This is a genomic window from Pseudomonas sp. TE3911, assembly GCF_054062775.1.
The window spans coordinates 3715943-3732175 of record NZ_JBSSFP010000001.1; the positions used below are offsets into that span (position 1 = coordinate 3715943).

Here is a 16233-nt window from a genome sequence, read left to right on the forward strand (position 1 = left end):
ATAACAATAGATAGCCGAGTCAGACGCCGTCTTCCTCGTCTTCATTCACCCTATCCCTCAACTCCTTGCCCGGCTTGAAGTGAGGCACGAATTTCCCATCAAGGCTGACTGACTGGCCCGTCTTTGGATTACGACCTACACGAGGCGCACGATAGTGCAGCGAAAAGCTCCCGAACCCACGAATCTCAATACGATCCCCAGTGGCCAGGCACTGAGACATTTGCTCAAGCATGGTCTTGATAGCCAACTCAACATCTTTGGATGAGAGCAGCCCTTGGTGGGTGACAATTCGTTCGATCAACTCCGACTTCGTCATATTTTTCCCTTCTTTTTCAAGCAGCTAGGAAAAGCGCTTCGAAGGTTTTAGCATGACTTGATGAATTTGAACAGCCCATGTTTCAACTTATCTCCTGGCTGAATAAACATAAGTATCGAACAAGTAACGCGCCTAATTGCAGATCACAAGCATCGTGCGGGTGACAGCTCCAGCCGGGTTCAAGCCGAAAAAATAGTCGCCCTCTTCGTCCTTGGCGTCGCTTGACCGGGTGATGACCTTGTAGCCCTGCATCTTGCATTCGCGAGCGGCGCGCTGTTCGCACTTATCCCAATGATTACCAAGGCCAGAGCAATCGACCTCGATGCCGCTGACACCGCGCCTGGCGTGAGTTTTAGCGCTAGTGACAGAGCAGCCGACTAGCATTACCAATGCGAGCATCACGACAAGCTTGTTCATTGATATCCTTATTCCGGGCGAGCTTTTTTCAAGGCTATAGTGACTCTGACACTGAGCCGCGCGCCTTGGTTCTCGTTTGTTAAATCAACAAATTCCAGGCACAAAAAAGGGCGACCGAAGTCGCCCTTTTTATAGCGTTACAGAACTTAGTTCTGTTTAGCCATTGCTTCGCGCAGCAGGGAGGCCATAGTGGTCTCGCCGGTTGCAGCTTCCGGAGCCGATTTCAGGCTCTGGATTGCTTCTTTCTCTTCCACTTCATCTTTCGACTTGATGGAGAGTTGGATCACGCGGCTCTTGCGATCAACGCTGATGATCTTGGCTTCTACTTCCTGGCCTTCTTTCAGAACGTTGCGCGCGTCTTCAACGCGGTCACGGCTGATTTCGGAGGCTTTCAGAGTCGCTTCGATATCGTCGGCCAGAACGATGATTGCGCCTTTGGCGTCAACTTCTTTCACAGTGCCTTTAACGATTGCGCCTTTGTCGTTCTCTTGAACGTACTCGGAGAACGGATCGCTTTCCAGTTGCTTGATACCCAGGGAGATACGCTCACGCTCTGGGTCAACCGACAGGATAACGGTGTCCAGCTCGTCGCCCTTCTTGAAACGACGAACAGCTTCTTCGCCAACTTCGTTCCAGGAGATGTCGGACAGGTGAACCAGGCCGTCGATGCCGCCGTCCAGACCAATGAAGATACCGAAATCGGTGATCGACTTGATGGTGCCGGAGATTTTATCGCCCTTGTTGAACTGACCAGAGAAATCTTCCCATGGGTTAGATTTGCACTGCTTGATGCCCAGGGAGATACGACGACGCTCTTCGTCGATGTCCAGAACCATAACTTCCACTTCGTCGCCGACTTGTACGACTTTCGAAGGATGGATGTTCTTGTTGGTCCAGTCCATTTCGGAAACGTGTACCAGGCCTTCCACGCCTTCTTCCAGCTCAGCGAAGCAGCCGTAGTCGGTCAGGTTGGTAACACGCGCGGTAACGCGAGTGCTTTCTGGGTAGCGAGCTTTGATAGCAACCCATGGATCTTCGCCCAGCTGCTTCAAGCCCAGGGAAACGCGGTTACGCTCACGATCGTACTTCAGAACCTTTACATCGATCTCGTCGCCAACGTTGACGATTTCGGAAGGATGCTTGATACGCTTCCAAGCCATATCGGTAATGTGCAGCAGGCCATCGACGCCACCCAGATCGACGAATGCGCCGTAATCGGTGAGGTTTTTGACGATACCTTTGACTTGTTGGCCTTCCTGCAGGGATTCCAGCAGAGCTTCACGCTCGGCGGAGTTCTCTGCTTCCAGAACGCTGCGACGGGAAACGACAACGTTGTTGCGTTTCTGGTCGAGTTTGATGACCTTGAATTCGAGTTCTTTGCCTTCCAGGTGCGTGGTGTCGCGCACAGGACGAACGTCGACCAAAGAACCTGGCAGGAACGCACGGATGCCGTTAACGTCGACAGTGAAGCCGCCTTTAACCTTACCGTTGATAACGCCCTTGACCACTTCTTCAGCTGCGAAGGCTGCTTCGAGAACAATCCAGCATTCAGCGCGCTTGGCTTTTTCACGGGACAGCTTGGTTTCACCGAAACCGTCTTCAACCGAGTCCAGAGCAACGTGAACTTCGTCACCGACATTGATTGTCAGATCGCCAGCATCGTTGTAGAACTGTTCCAGCGGGATCAGAGCTTCAGACTTCAGACCAGCGTGAACGGTTACCCAGCGAGCTTGGTAATCGATATCAACGATAACACCGGTGATGATGGAGCCTGCCTGAAGGTTCAGGGTTTTTAGGCTTTCTTCAAAGAGTTCCGCAAAGCTTTCGCTCATTTTAATTCCTGTTGATAAGGGCGAAGAATACGCCCATCTCCACACCCCAGACGGCGTGGGTCAGTTTCAGTTAAAAGAAGCCACCGCAGGACTATGACTGGTCCCCTGCGGCCTTCTTGATCACCCGGCGATATCGCGAATGGCGATTTCACTCAAGATGCGTTCCAGCACCTGCTCGATGGACAACTCCGTGGAATCCAACTGTATGGCATCAGCCGCCGGCTTTAGCGGGGCTACTGCACGCTGGGTATCACGCTCATCGCGTGCACGGATCTCATCTAGCAGACTCGACAGACTAACACCATCGACTTTGCCCTTCAACTGCAAGTAGCGGCGGCGAGCTCGTTCCTCGGCGCTGGCCGTCAGGAAAATCTTCAGCGGTGCCTCGGGAAACACTACGGTACCCATGTCGCGACCATCGGCCACAAGGCCCGGCGGCTCCTGAAAAGCCCGCTGACGCTGCAGCAACGCGTCACGCACAGCTGGGAGCGCGGCAACCTGGGATGCCCAAGAACCGACTTGCTCGTTGCGCAAATCATCCGTCACATCATCCCCTTCGAGGATGATGCGCTGGGGATGACCTTCCGTCGCCCCGACGAACTGCACATCTAGGTGCGCCGCCAGCAGCTTCAGGGACTCTTCATTGGTCAGGTCTACGCCATGGTTGCGTGCGGCAAACGCCAGCAACCGGTACAGCGCGCCGGAATCCAGCAGACACCAACCCAGGCGCTTGGCCAGGATGCCGGCGATGGTGCCTTTGCCCGAGCCGCTTGGCCCGTCGATGGTAATCACCGGTGCTTTGATATTCACAATTGAGCCTCTTGGGCAACACGGATGCCGACTTGGGCACACAGTGTAAGAAAATTCGGAAAGGACGTAGCAACATTGGCGCAGTCGCGGATACGGATCGGCGCAGTCGCCCGCAGGGACGCTACGCTGAACGCCATGGCAATCCGGTGATCGCCATGGGCATGGACTTCACCACCGCCCATCAGGCCACCGTCAATGATAATCCCATCAGGGGTAGCTTCACACTTCACGCCTAGCGCGAGCAGACCGTCGGCCATCACCTGGATACGGTCGGACTCCTTCACGCGCAACTCCTGAGCCCCACGCAAAACGGTCCGACCTTCAGCGCAGGCCGCCGCAATAAACAACACCGGAAACTCATCGATGGCCAACGGCACGAGCGCTTCCGGGATCTCGATACCCTTCAGAACCGCAGCATGCACACGCAGGTCTGCGACAGGTTCTCCACCGACTTCGCGCTGGTGCTCCAGGCTGATATCTGCCCCCATCAGCCGCAGGATATCAATCACCCCGGTACGGGTAGGGTTGATGCCGACATGTTCCAGCAATAACTCGGAACCCTCGGCAATCGACGCAGCCACCATAAAAAACGCCGCCGAGGAAATATCCCCCGGCACCTCAATACGGGTAGCAGTCAGCGTATGACCCGACTCAACCGCTGCGGTAGCACCCTGCACCCTCACGGGATAGCCAAAACCTCGCAACATGCGCTCGGTATGATCGCGCGTAGGTGCTGGCTCGGTCACTGCGGTCTTGCCTTTGGCGTATAGCCCGGCCAGCAACAAACAGGATTTGACCTGGGCGCTGGCCATCGGCAACACATAGTCCAAACCTTTGAGCGACTGCCCACCACGAATGGTCAGCGGTGGACGTCCTTGCGGCCCGGTTTCGATCACTGCGCCCATCTCCCGCAGCGGCTTGGCCACGCGGCTCATTGGGCGCTTGGACAACGACGCATCGCCAGTCAACACGCTGTCAAAGCTTTGCGCTGCCAGCAAGCCGGACAACAGCCGCATGGACGTGCCCGAGTTCCCCAGGTAAATCGGCCCCGGCGCCGGCTTCAAGCCATTCAAGCCCACGCCATGAATGGTCACGCGCCCATGGTGCGGACCTTCAATGACCACTCCCATGTCACGAAACGCCTGCAAGGTCGCCAGAGCATCTTCGCCCTCAAGGAAGCCTTCGACCTCGGTCACGCCGTCGGCCAATGAGCCCAACATGATTGACCGATGAGAAATCGACTTATCGCCCGGCACACGGATGCGCCCGCTCAAGCGGCCACCCGGGTTGGCGACAAAGGTCAACTCGTCGGCGTTCACAGCGGTTTCCACATAGGCCCGGCGCGCCAGGATCTTGCTGAAATGCTCACGCGCCACCCGCGCACGGGTGAACACACCCAACAATTGATGACCATCACCCGCATCCACTGCATCGCGCAGGGCGTCGAGATCACTGCGGAAAGTGTCCAGAGTACGCAACACCGCTTCGCGATTGGCGAGAAAGATGTCGTGCCACATCACCGGGTCGCTGCCGGCAATTCGCGTGAAATCGCGGAAACCACCGGCTGCGTAGCGGAAAATATCCAAGTTCTCATTGCGCTTGGCCAAAGAGTCCACCAGACCAAATGCCAGCAAATGCGGTAAATGACTGGTTGCCGCTAGCACTTCGTCATGGCGCTCGACTTGCATATGCTCGACGTCCGCCCCCAACTCACGCCAGAGACGATCCACCACCGCCAACGCAGCGGGATCGGTTTGCTCCGACGGCGTCAGGATCACTTTATGCCGACGGAACAACTGCGCATTGGACGCCTCCACCCCGCTCTGCTCGGAACCAGCAATCGGGTGGCCCGGTACGAAGCGCGCGGGCATCCCGCCAAATGCCAGTTGCGCCGCGCGCACCACATTGCCTTTGGCACTGCCGACATCCGTGAGAATCGCCTGCCCCAAGTCCATACCCGCCAACAACGCCAGCAACTTCTCCATGGCCAGGATCGGTACCGCTAGCTGGATCACATCCGCGCCATGACACGCGAGCGCCAGGTCCGCTTCACAGCGGTCCACCACGCCCAGCTCAACCGCCAGCTTGCGCGATTGAGGGTCCAGGTCAACACCGACCACTTCACCGCATAGCCCACTTTCACGCAGGCCTTTGGCGAAGGAGCCGCCGATCAACCCCAGGCCGACCACCACCAGGCGACCGATCATAGGCACAGCAGGTTGCAATGCAGTGACATCAACCACGAGCCAGAACCTTGGCCAGCGCTTCCAGGAAGCGGCTGTTTTCAGCCGGCAAGCCGATGGTGATGCGCAGGTGGTTGGGCATGCCGTAGTTAGCCACCGGACGCACGATCACACCTTCGCGCAACAGACCCTGGAAAACAGGCGCGGCCACTTGGCCGAGGTCGACGCAAATAAAGTTGCCCTTGGACGGAATCCAGCCCAGGCCCAACTCACGCAAGCCTTCCTGCAACTGCAGCATGCCGTTTTCGTTGATGCGCCGACCTTCTTCCAGGTACTCGGCATCCTTCACCGCCGCACAAGCCGCCGCCAAGGCGAGGCTGTTGACGTTGAACGGTTGGCGTACTCGGTTCAGCACATCAGCTACCACCGCCGTGGACAGACCATAGCCAACCCGCAGCGAAGCAAGGCCGTAAGCCTTGGAGAAAGTGCGCGACACCAGCAGGTTCGGATACGCCGCCAGGAAATCCAGGCCGTCCGGCAGGTCGCTGCCTTCTGCGTATTCGATGTAGGCCTCGTCCAGCACGACCAGCACGTGCTCGGGCACATCCTGCAGGAATTCGTTGAGCGCCTGCTCATCGAACCAGGTACCCGTCGGGTTATTCGGATTGGCGATGAACACGACGCGGGTCTGGGCGTCGATTGCTGCCAGCATCGCTGGCAAGTCATGCCCCCAATCCTTGGCAGGAATCACGCGCGCATCAGCACCGACGGCCTGAGTGACAATCGGGTAAACCGCGAACGCATGTTCACTGAACACCGCATTCAGGCCTGGCGCCAAGTAAGCGCGACCGACCAGCTCAAGGATGTCATTGGAGCCGTTACCCAGGGTCACTTGGTTCAGATCGACCCGGCACTTTTCCGCCAACAACCACTTCAGGGCGAAGCCGTTGCCATCCGGGTAACGGGTCAGCTCCGCCAGTTCCTCACGAATCGCCGCCAGCACTTTGGGGCTAGGGCCCAGCGGGTTCTCGTTGCTCGCCAGCTTGACGATCTTCGACGGATCCAGGTTCAACTCACGCGCCAGCTCGTCCACAGGCTTGCCCGGAACGTAAGGCGACAGTTGTTGCACGCCCGGCTGAGCCAGGGCGAGGAAGTTGCCACTCATGTTAACGCCTCACAAAACCGCTTTCGGGTAAGAGCCCAGCACCTTGAGCGCCACGGCTTCTTGACTGATTTTCTCCAGCACACCTTTGACCAGCGGGTCGCGGTGATGGCCGATGAAATCGATAAAGAACACGTACGTCCATTTACCGCTGCGCGAAGGACGAGTCTCGATGCGCGTCAGGTCAATCCCGTTGTCGTGAAACGGCACCAGCAGTTCATGCAGCGCGCCAGGCTTGTTGCTCATCGAGACGATGATCGAGGTCTTGTCGTCGCCGGTCGGCGGCACTTCCTGGCTGCCGATCATCAGGAAGCGCGTTGAGTTGTCCGGACGGTCCTCGATTTTTTCGGCTAGACGCGTCAAGCCATAAAGACCTGCGGCCATATCACCGGCAATCGCCGCCGAGTTCCACTCACCTTTGACACGCTTGGCCGCTTCGGCGTTGCTGGATACCGCCACGCGCTCGACATTCGGGTAGTGGGCATCCAGCCACTTTCGGCACTGGGCCAGGGACTGGGCGTGGGAATAGATGCGGCTGATGCTGTCGGTCTTGGTGTTCTCGCCCACCAGCAGGTGATGGTGGATACGCAGCTCGACTTCGCCGCAGATCACCATGTCGTGCTCAAGGAAGCTGTCCAGGGTGTGATTGACCGCGCCTTCAGTGGAGTTTTCCACTGGCACCACGCCAAAATTTACCGCACCGGCCGCTACTTCACGGAACACTTCGTCGATGGCCGCCATCGGCTTGCTGATCACAGCGTGGCCGAAGTGCTTCATGGCCGCCGCCTGGGTAAACGTACCCTCAGGACCGAGATAAGCAACCTTCAGCGGCTGCTCAAGCGCCAGGCACGACGACATGATTTCACGGAACAACCGCGCCATCTCTTCGTTGCCCAGCGGCCCCTTATTACGCTCCATCACGCGCTTGAGCACCTGAGCTTCGCGCTCGGGGCGGTAGAACACCGGCACTTCGCCTTCAGCGAGGGACGCCATCTTCACCCGTGCCACTTCCTGGGCGCACCGCGCACGTTCACTGATCAGCTCCAGGACTTTCTCATCCAGGCTGTCAATGCGTACACGCAGGGCCTTGAGCTCTTGTTCAGACATTAGCCGTGTTCCTTTTCGAACTCTGCCATGTAGGCAACCAGCGCATTGATCGCGTGGATGTCGACAGCGTTATAGATGGAGGCGCGCATGCCACCCACCGAACGGTGGCCCTTGAGGTTCAACAGGCCGCGCGCGTCGGCACCGGCCAGGAATGGTTTGTCCAGACGGTCGTCAGCCAGGCGGAACGGCACGTTCATCCACGAGCGGTCGCTTGGATTGATGGGGTTGCTATACAGGCCGCTGGCGTCAATGAAGTCGTACAGGGTGCGCTTCTTCTCTTCGTTGAGCTTGCCCATGGCGGCGACACCGCCCTGCTCTTTCACCCACTCGAATACCAGGCCGGACAGGTACCAAGAGAACGCCGGCGGGGTGTTGTACATCGATCCGTTGTCGGCTGCGACCTTGTAGTTGAGCATGGTCGGGCACAGCGAACGGGCGCGGCCCAGCAGGTCTTCACGAACGATGTTAACCAGGATGCCACTTGGACCGATGTTCTTCTGCGCGCCGGCATAGATCATGCCGTACTTGGACACATCGATAGGCCGCGAGAGGATGTCCGAGGACATGTCGCACACCAGCGGAACGTCGCCGACTTCCGGCACCCAGTCGAACTCCAGGCCGCCAATGGTTTCGTTCGCGACGTAGTGCACGTAGGCCGCATCCTTCGACAGCTTCCATTCGTTCTGACCTGGAATGGCGAAGTAGTCGTAGGGCTTAGCGGTGCCGGCAACGTTGACGTGACCGTAGCGCGAGGCCTCTTCAATAGCCTTCTGCCCCCAGATACCGGTGTCGATGTAGTCGGCAGTGCCGTCTTCCGGCAGCAGGTTCAGCGGGATCTGGGCGAACTGCTGGCTCGCGCCACCCTGCAGGAACAGCACTTTGTAATCGGATGGAATGCCCAGCAAGTCGCGCAGATCCTGCTCGGCCTTGGTAGCAATGGATACGAACTCATCGCTGCGATGGCTCATTTCCATCACAGAGAGGCCTTTTCCATGCCAGTCGAGGAGTTCACCCTGCGCACGCTGCAGGACTGCTTCAGGAAGCGCCGCGGGACCGGCACAGAAGTTATAGGCTCTCTTGCTCACATCCAATCTCACTCTGATCTGGTGGGGTGGTGCAATAAATCGGGATTTCAATATTTCACAAGGGACAAACAACAAGGGGGCGAATCTTCATCCGCCCCCTTTGTGTCCGCTTATTCCTGCGGTTCTTCTTCGTCTGCGGCAGCATCGAGGGTTGGCTCGTCGACGATATCATCGCCACTCGCCATGACCTCACGTGCGAACTCGGCATCGGCCTCGTCCAGCTCTTCGCCTTCAACTTCCGATGGTTCCTGGACACGCTCCAGGCCTACCAGTGTCTCGTCGCTGGCCAGCTTGATGAGCGTCACGCCTTGGGTGTTGCGACCCAGGCTCGACACTTCAGCCACACGGGTACGTACCAGGGTGCCCTGGTCGGAAATCAGCATGATCTCCTCGCCGTCGAGCACCTGTACCGCGCCGACCAGACGGCCGTTGCGATCGTTGCTGACCATGGCAATAACGCCCTGGCCACCACGTTTGTACTCCGGGAACTCGCCGATGGCCGTACGCTTGCCATAACCACGCGCCGAAGCGGTGAGGATCTGGCTGCCTTCTTCCGGGATCAGCATCGAAATCAGCTTCTGCCCTTCCGGCAGACGCATGCCGCGCACACCGCGGGCGGTACGGCCCATGGCGCGAACGTCGGATTCCTTGAAGCGCGTAACCTTGCCGCCGTCGGAGAACAGCATGACTTCACGCTCGCCGTCAGTGATGGCCGCGCTGATCAATACGTCGCCTTCGTCCAGTTCCAGGGCGATCAGGCCCACGCTGCGCTGGCGGCTGAAGGATTCGAGCGGGGTCTTCTTCACGGTGCCTTTGGCAGTTGCCATGAAGATGAAGTGACCTTCGGTGTATTCGTCTACCGGCAGCATGGTGGTGATGTATTCATCACTGTCCAGTGGCAGCAGGTTGACCAGCGGACGACCACGGGCGGCGCGGGACGCTTCCGGAATTTCGTAGGTTTTGAGCCAGTACACCTTGCCCTTGCTGGAGAACAGCAGCAGCGTGGTGTGGCTGTTGGCGACCAGCAGGTGAGCGATGTAGTCCTCATCCTTCACGCCAGTAGCCGATTTACCTTTACCGCCGCGACGCTGGGCCTGGTACGCAGCCAATGGCTGGGTCTTGGCATAGCCGCCGTGGGAGATCGTAACCACGCGCTCTTCTTCCGGGATCATGTCACCCAGGGTCAGATCAAGACGGGCATCGAGGATTTCGGTGCGGCGCACGTCGCCGTATTCGGCGCGGATTACTTCCAGTTCTTCGCGGATCACTTCCATCAGGCGCACGGCGCTGTTGAGGATGCGGATCAACTCGCCGATCTGGTTGAGAATTTCCTGGTACTCGGCCAGCAGCTTCTCGTGCTCAAGGCCGGTCAGACGGTGCAGGCGCAGTTCCAGGATAGCCTGGGCCTGTTCCGGCGACAGGAAGTACTTGCCGTCACGCAGACCGTATTGCGGGTCCAGTGTCTCCGGGCGGCACGAGTCAGCACCGGCACGTTCAACCATAGCCACGACGGCGCTGGATTCCCACGGCATCTTGATCAGCGCTTCTTTCGCTTCCGATGGTGTCGGCGAGGCTTTGATCAGGGCGATAACCGGGTCGATGTTCGACAGCGCAACCGCCTGGCCTTCCAGAATGTGGCCACGCTCGCGGGCCTTGCGCAGTTCGAATACGGTGCGGCGGGTCACTACTTCGCGACGGTGACGCACGAAGGCTTCCAGCAGATCCTTGAGGTTCAGGATGCGCGGGCGGCCGTCGATCAGGGCAACCACGTTGATACCAAACACGCTTTGCAGCTGGGTCTGGGCATAGAGGTTGTTGAGGATCACCTCAGGCACTTCGCCACGACGCAGCTCGATCACTACGCGCATACCGTCTTTGTCGGATTCGTCGCGCAGCTCGGTGATGCCTTCGAGTTTCTTCTCTTTAACCAGCTCGGCGATCTTTTCGATCAGACGCGCCTTGTTCAACTGGTAAGGGAGCTCGGTGATGACGATTTGCTGACGGCCACCGACCTTGTCGATGTCTTCGATCATCGAGCGGGCGCGCATGTAAATGCGGCCACGGCCGGTGCGGTAGGCTTCGATGATGCCGGCGCGACCGTTGATGATCGCGGCGGTCGGGAAGTCCGGACCCGGGATGTACTGCATCAACTCATCGACGGTCAGCTCAGGGTTGTCGATGAGGGCCAGGCAACCGTCGATGACTTCACCGAGGTTGTGCGGCGGGATGTTGGTCGCCATGCCCACGGCGATACCGCTGGAACCGTTGACAAGCAGGTTGGGGATCCGGGTAGGCATGACAGCCGGGATCATTTCGGTGCCGTCGTAGTTCGGCACCCAGTCCACGGTTTCTTTGTGCAGGTCAGCCAGCAGCTCATGCGCCAGCTTGGTCATGCGCACTTCGGTGTATCGCATGGCAGCAGCGTTGTCGCCGTCGACGGAACCGAAGTTACCCTGGCCGTCTACCAGCAGGTAGCGCAGGGAAAACGGCTGGGCCATACGTACGATGGTGTCGTACACCGCAGTGTCGCCGTGAGGGTGATACTTACCGATCACGTCACCGACAACACGGGCAGATTTCTTGTACGGCTTGTTCCAGTCGTTACCCAGCTCGCTCATCGCGAACAGCACACGCCGGTGCACGGGCTTCAAGCCATCGCGCGCATCAGGCAGTGCCCGACCGACAATTACGCTCATCGCGTAGTCGAGGTAGGACTGTTTCAGCTCGTCTTCGATATTGACCGGGAGGATTTCTTTGGCCAGTTCGCCCATGAGAAGCCTGATTCCTTTTTCGGGTGAAACCTCGTCACATCCATATGGGACGAACGAAGCTCGCCGCTGCCGACAGAGTGCCTGACAACGACTTACGACAAATCAACGAGTTATGACACGGATCTGCACGTTATAGGCAACCCCTCGGGGCGGCCCTGGAAACCGCCGGATGTTATCACAATCGCCGCCACGCACCTATCCCCCTGATGCGCATGGAGACTAGTAATTTGACGGATGACAGGCTTGAGGGGGACGAGAGGGCCTCAGAGATGGGGTGGTGCTTTTTTTTGAGGGCGGATCCGAGGGTTTTATTGACTTTCAGGGCCAATCGGGGGCAAGCCCCCTCATACATTTTGACTGTGTTCGTCATTCAAGTGTGGGAGGGGCTTGCCCCCGGTAGCCATTTCACAGACACCGCAGCCCTCAATGCAGCCGCTTACGGCACATCAGCTTGGCCAATTTCGCCGTATCCGGCCGCTCAACCACGCCCTTCTCAGTCACAATCACATCAATCAAGTCGGCCGGAGTCACATCAAATACCGGGTTAAACGCATTAACCTCCAGGCGCTTCCCGTTGACCTCCAGCAGCTCACCCGGATCGCGCTCTTCCAACGCAACATCTTCGCCAGTGGCCATCATCAGATCCAAGGTCGAACTCGGCGCCACCACCATAAACCGCACGCCGTGATGCATGGCACACACGGCCAACTGGTACGTGCCGATCGTGCTGACCACATCTCCATTGGCCGCAATACAGTCAGCCCCGACGATCACCCAGGTCACGCCTTTGGTCTTGAGGATATGCGCGCCCGCCGAGTCGGCATTGACCGTGACAGGGATGCCCTCGCCCGCCAACTCCCAGGCCGTCAGCCGCGAACCTTGCAGCCAGGGCCGGGTTTCATTGGCATAGACGTGTTCAACCAAACCCTCCAAGAAGGCCGCACGCACAACCCCGAGGGCCGTGCCGACGCCGCCCGTCGCCAACGCGCCGGCATTGCCGTGGGTCAGGATCGCCTGGGCGTTGCCCTGGTGCTTGCGAATCCGCTCAACGCCCAACTGCGCCATCACAAGGTTGGCTTCGCGGTCACTTTCATGGATCGCGATGGCCTCTGCTTCCAGGACTGCCAGCGGATCGGCGTGCATCTTGATGCGATCCAGGCGATCGCGCATGCGCTTGAGGGCCCAGAACAGGTTCGACGCAGTGGGACGAGTATCGGCCAGCAGTGCGTAATCCTCCTCCCACGCAGCCTGCCAGTCTTCGCCCTCGGCCATACGATCACGGGCGGCCAGAACCAAGCCATAGGCCGCACTGATACCGATGGCCGGCGCACCACGCACCACCATGGCGCGAATGGCGGCAGCCACGTCGTCGACCGTGGAGCAGGCCACCCAGTTTTCCTGGGACGGCAAGGCACGCTGATCGAGCAGGTGCAGCGTGCCATCACGCCAATCGATGGCCTTCACTTTCTCCGCTGCCAACAGTCGGTCGCGCATCCCTTACTCCGCACTCATGAACAAAAGCCGCCGATTATAGCGATCCGCCAGCCAGGACGCTCGGGTATACTTCGCGCTTCTTTTATAGCTGCCCGGGAAGAAGCCTGCGATGACCTCCACTGCCGCCCCGCTCGACTTACTGCTACTGCCAACCTGGCTGGTACCTGTCGAACCTGCTGGCGTGGTGCTCAAGGAACATGGCGTGGGCATCCGCGATGGGCGCATTGCCTTTATCGGGCCGCGGGCCGCTGCCTTGAAGCTGTCAGCCACTGAGGTGCGCGAACTGCCGGGGATGCTGCTCAGCCCAGGCCTGATCAACGCCCACGGGCACGCGGCGATGAGCCTGTTTCGCGGCCTGGCCGATGACCTGCCCTTGATGACCTGGCTGGAAAAACACATCTGGCCCGCCGAAGCCAAGTGGGTCGATGAAGCCTTCGTGCGTGATGGCACCGACCTGGCCATCGCCGAGCAACTCAAGGGCGGCATCACTTGCTTCTCCGACATGTACTTCTACCCCAAGGTCGCCAGCGATTGCGTGCACAACAGCGGCATGCGTGCACAGATCGCGATTCCGATCCTCGACTTCCCGATTCCCGGCGCCAGTACCGCCGATGAGGCGATCCGCCAGGGCATCGAGCTGTTCGGCGACCTCAAGCACCACCCGCGCATCAAGATTACGTTCGGCCCCCACGCGCCCTATACCGTGTGCGATGCCAACCTTGAAAAGATTCGGGTGATCGCCGAAGAGCTGGACGCCGCGATCCATATGCACGTGCACGAAACCGCCTTCGAGGTACAGCAAGCCGTCGAACAGACCGGCGAACGCCCGCTGGCACGCTTGGGCCGCCTCGGATTACTGGGGCCGCGCTTCCAGGCCGTTCATATGACTCAAATCAGCGAGGACGACCTGGCTTTGCTGGTAGAAAGCAACACCAGCGTTATCCATTGCCCGGAATCCAACCTTAAACTGGCCAGCGGCTTCTGCCCGGTGGAGCGTCTGTGGCAGGCTGGGGTCAATGTGGCCATCGGCACCGATGGCGCTGCCAGCAACAATGACCTGGACCTGTTGGGCGAAACCCGCACCGCTGCGATGCTGGCCAAGGCCGTCGCCGGCTCGGCCACCGCGCTGGACGCGCACCGCGCATTGCGTATGGCTACGCTCAACGGTGCGCGGGCCATGGGCCTGGAAAGCGAGATTGGCTCCCTGGAAGTGGGCAAGGCGGCGGATATGGTCGCCTTCGATCTCACAGGGCTGGCGCAACAACCGATCTACGATCCGGTCTCACAGCTTATATATGCCACCGGGCGCGATTGCGTGAAACACCTTTGGGTCGCCGGCAAGCAGTTGCTCGACGATCGGCAACTCACCCGCATGGATGAACAACAGTTGACCGCCACGGCCATTGCCTGGGGAAAACGCATCAGCGGGCACACCGAATAACGCTGGCTCTGAACCTGAGTGTTCAGGACCGACAAACCGATTTATCAGATTTAGAGGATTCACCATGAGCAACGTCGACCACGCAGAAATCGCCAAGTTTGAAGCCTTGGCCCACCGCTGGTGGGACCGCGAAAGCGAGTTCAAACCCCTCCACGACATCAACCCGCTGCGGGTCAACTGGATTGACGAACGCGTCAACCTGGCCGGCAAGAAGGTGCTGGACGTCGGCTGCGGCGGCGGCATCCTCAGCGAAGCCATGGCCCAGCGCGGCGCCACGGTGATGGGGATCGACATGGGTGAAGCGCCGCTGGCCGTGGCACAACTGCACCAGTTGGAGTCCGGCGTGAACGTGGAATACCGCCAGATCACAGCCGAAGACCTGGCTGAAGAGATGCCCGAGCAGTTCGACGTGGTCACCTGCCTTGAGATGCTTGAGCACGTACCGGATCCCTCCTCGGTGATCCGCGCCTGCTTCCGCATGGTCAAGCCCGGCGGCCAGGTGTTCTTCTCCACCATCAACCGCAACCCCAAGGCCTACCTGTTCGCGATCATTGGCGCCGAATACATCATGAAGCTGCTGCCGCGCGGCACCCATGACTTCAAGAAATTCATCCGCCCGTCCGAACTGGGCGCCTGGAGCCGCCAGGCCGGGCTGACCGTCAAGGACATCATCGGCCTGACCTACAACCCGCTGACCAAGCACTACAAACTGGCCAGCGACGTTGACGTCAACTACATGATCCAGACCCTGCGCGAGGAGTAAGCCTGTGAAGTTGCGAGCGGTTCTCTTCGATATGGACGGTACCTTGCTGGACACCGCGCCGGACTTCATCGCCATCTGCCAGGCCATGCGCGCCGACCGCGACCTGGCGCCGATCAACCCGCAGCATATTCGCGATGAAATTTCCGGCGGTGCGCGGGCGATGGTCGCCGTGACTTTCTCGATGGACCCGGAGTCACCGGGCTTTGAGGAACTGCGCCAGGAATTCCTGGAGCGCTACCTGAAGGACTGCGCGGTGCACAGCAAGCTGTTCGACGGCATGGCCGAGCTTCTGGAAGACATCGAGAAGGCCAAGCTGGTCTGGGGCGTCGTCACCAACAAGCCATTGCGCTTCGCCGAACCGATCATGCAGCAGTTGGGCCTGGCCGAGCGTTCGGCCCTGCTGATCTGCCCGGACCACGTGACAAACAGCAAGCCGGACCCGGAACCGATGATCCTGGCGTGCAAGATGCTCGGTCTGGACCCGGCCAGCGTGTTGTTCGTGGGCGATGACCTGCGCGACATCGAGTCCGGCCGCGATGCCGGCACGCGCACGGCGGCGGTCAGCTACGGCTATATCCACCCGGACGACAACCCACGCCACTGGGGCGCAGATGTAGTGGTGGATCACCCACTGGAACTGCGCAAGGTGCTGGATAACGCACTGTGCAGTTGCTAATGGCTCACCGGCCTTAGTGATTGATAAAGATCCAAATGTGGGAGGGGCGGTGCGACGATTCGACTTGCCCCCGATTGCAGTGTGTCAGTCACTGCATTTGCTGACTGATACACCAGTATCGGGGGCAAGCCCCTCCCACAGGGGATCTTCAGTGTTTTCCAGCTCGCTGTTTGTAA

13 protein-coding genes are annotated in these 16233 nt (G+C 59.2%); 3 read left to right on the plus strand and 10 right to left on the minus strand.

The genetic code is table 11. The features are described from left to right. Positions 1–19 precede the first annotated feature (19 nt). The 10 genes from ihfB to mtnA all read right to left on the minus strand — a co-directional run bounded on the left by ihfB (position 20) and on the right by mtnA (position 13177). The gene (gene ihfB / locus ACVWXD_RS16820) at positions 20–316 is read right to left on the minus strand and encodes an integration host factor subunit beta (RefSeq protein ID WP_032888918.1); all 297 of its coding nucleotides are present in this window, start codon (positions 314–316) and stop codon (positions 20–22) included. A gap of 132 nt (positions 317–448) precedes the next feature. Then, complete coding sequence (locus ACVWXD_RS16825) at positions 449–733, minus strand: hypothetical protein (RefSeq protein WP_032888916.1); 285 nt, start codon at positions 731–733, stop codon at positions 449–451. A gap of 146 nt (positions 734–879) precedes the next feature. Beyond that, the gene (gene rpsA / locus ACVWXD_RS16830) at positions 880–2565 is read right to left on the minus strand and encodes a 30S ribosomal protein S1 (RefSeq protein ID WP_027604177.1); all 1686 of its coding nucleotides are present in this window, start codon (positions 2563–2565) and stop codon (positions 880–882) included. A gap of 120 nt (positions 2566–2685) precedes the next feature. Beyond that, positions 2686–3375 carry a (d)CMP kinase gene (gene cmk / locus ACVWXD_RS16835; protein WP_003172653.1) on the minus strand — a complete coding sequence of 230 codons (690 nt, stop codon included), beginning with the start codon at positions 3373–3375 and terminating at the stop codon, positions 2686–2688. Further along, on the minus strand, positions 3372–5582 hold the full coding sequence (locus ACVWXD_RS16840; protein WP_442116797.1) for a bifunctional prephenate dehydrogenase/3-phosphoshikimate 1-carboxyvinyltransferase: 2211 nt from the start codon (positions 5580–5582) through the stop codon (positions 3372–3374). Before ACVWXD_RS16840 ends, cmk begins: the two co-directional genes overlap by 4 nt. A 28-nt stretch (positions 5583–5610) precedes the next feature. Then, positions 5611–6723 carry a histidinol-phosphate transaminase gene (hisC, locus tag ACVWXD_RS16845; protein ID WP_457371195.1) on the minus strand — a complete coding sequence of 371 codons (1113 nt, stop codon included), beginning with the start codon at positions 6721–6723 and terminating at the stop codon, positions 5611–5613. A gap of 9 nt (positions 6724–6732) precedes the next feature. After that, entirely contained in the window at positions 6733–7827 is a 1095-nt protein-coding gene (gene pheA / locus ACVWXD_RS16850; RefSeq protein ID WP_003172650.1) for a prephenate dehydratase, read from the minus strand. Beyond that, positions 7827–8912 carry a 3-phosphoserine/phosphohydroxythreonine transaminase gene (serC, locus tag ACVWXD_RS16855; RefSeq protein ID WP_457371196.1) on the minus strand — a complete coding sequence of 362 codons (1086 nt, stop codon included), beginning with the start codon at positions 8910–8912 and terminating at the stop codon, positions 7827–7829. Before serC ends, pheA begins: the two co-directional genes overlap by 1 nt. Before the next feature lie 110 nt (positions 8913–9022). Beyond that, on the minus strand, positions 9023–11683 hold the full coding sequence (gyrA, locus tag ACVWXD_RS16860) for a DNA gyrase subunit A (protein ID WP_032888910.1): 2661 nt from the start codon (positions 11681–11683) through the stop codon (positions 9023–9025). Positions 11684–12106: 423 nt separating this feature from the next. Continuing rightward, the gene (gene mtnA, locus ACVWXD_RS16865) at positions 12107–13177 is read right to left on the minus strand and encodes an S-methyl-5-thioribose-1-phosphate isomerase (RefSeq protein WP_099601430.1); all 1071 of its coding nucleotides are present in this window, start codon (positions 13175–13177) and stop codon (positions 12107–12109) included. 109 nt (positions 13178–13286) lie between these two features. Here mtnA and ACVWXD_RS16870 point away from each other — a divergent pair, with 109 nt between their 5' ends. From ACVWXD_RS16870 to mupP, 3 genes are all read left to right on the plus strand, one after another. Next, positions 13287–14618, plus strand: coding sequence for a TRZ/ATZ family hydrolase (locus ACVWXD_RS16870; RefSeq protein WP_099601429.1), 1332 nt, complete (start codon positions 13287–13289; stop codon positions 14616–14618). A gap of 64 nt (positions 14619–14682) precedes the next feature. Beyond that, positions 14683–15381 (plus strand): bifunctional 2-polyprenyl-6-hydroxyphenol methylase/3-demethylubiquinol 3-O-methyltransferase UbiG, encoded by a 699-nt coding sequence (ubiG, locus tag ACVWXD_RS16875; RefSeq protein WP_017734479.1) that lies wholly within the window; start codon positions 14683–14685, stop codon positions 15379–15381. 4 nt (positions 15382–15385) lie between these two features. Continuing rightward, positions 15386–16057 carry an N-acetylmuramic acid 6-phosphate phosphatase MupP gene (gene mupP / locus ACVWXD_RS16880; protein WP_032888903.1) on the plus strand — a complete coding sequence of 224 codons (672 nt, stop codon included), beginning with the start codon at positions 15386–15388 and terminating at the stop codon, positions 16055–16057. Positions 16058–16233 lie beyond the last annotated feature (176 nt).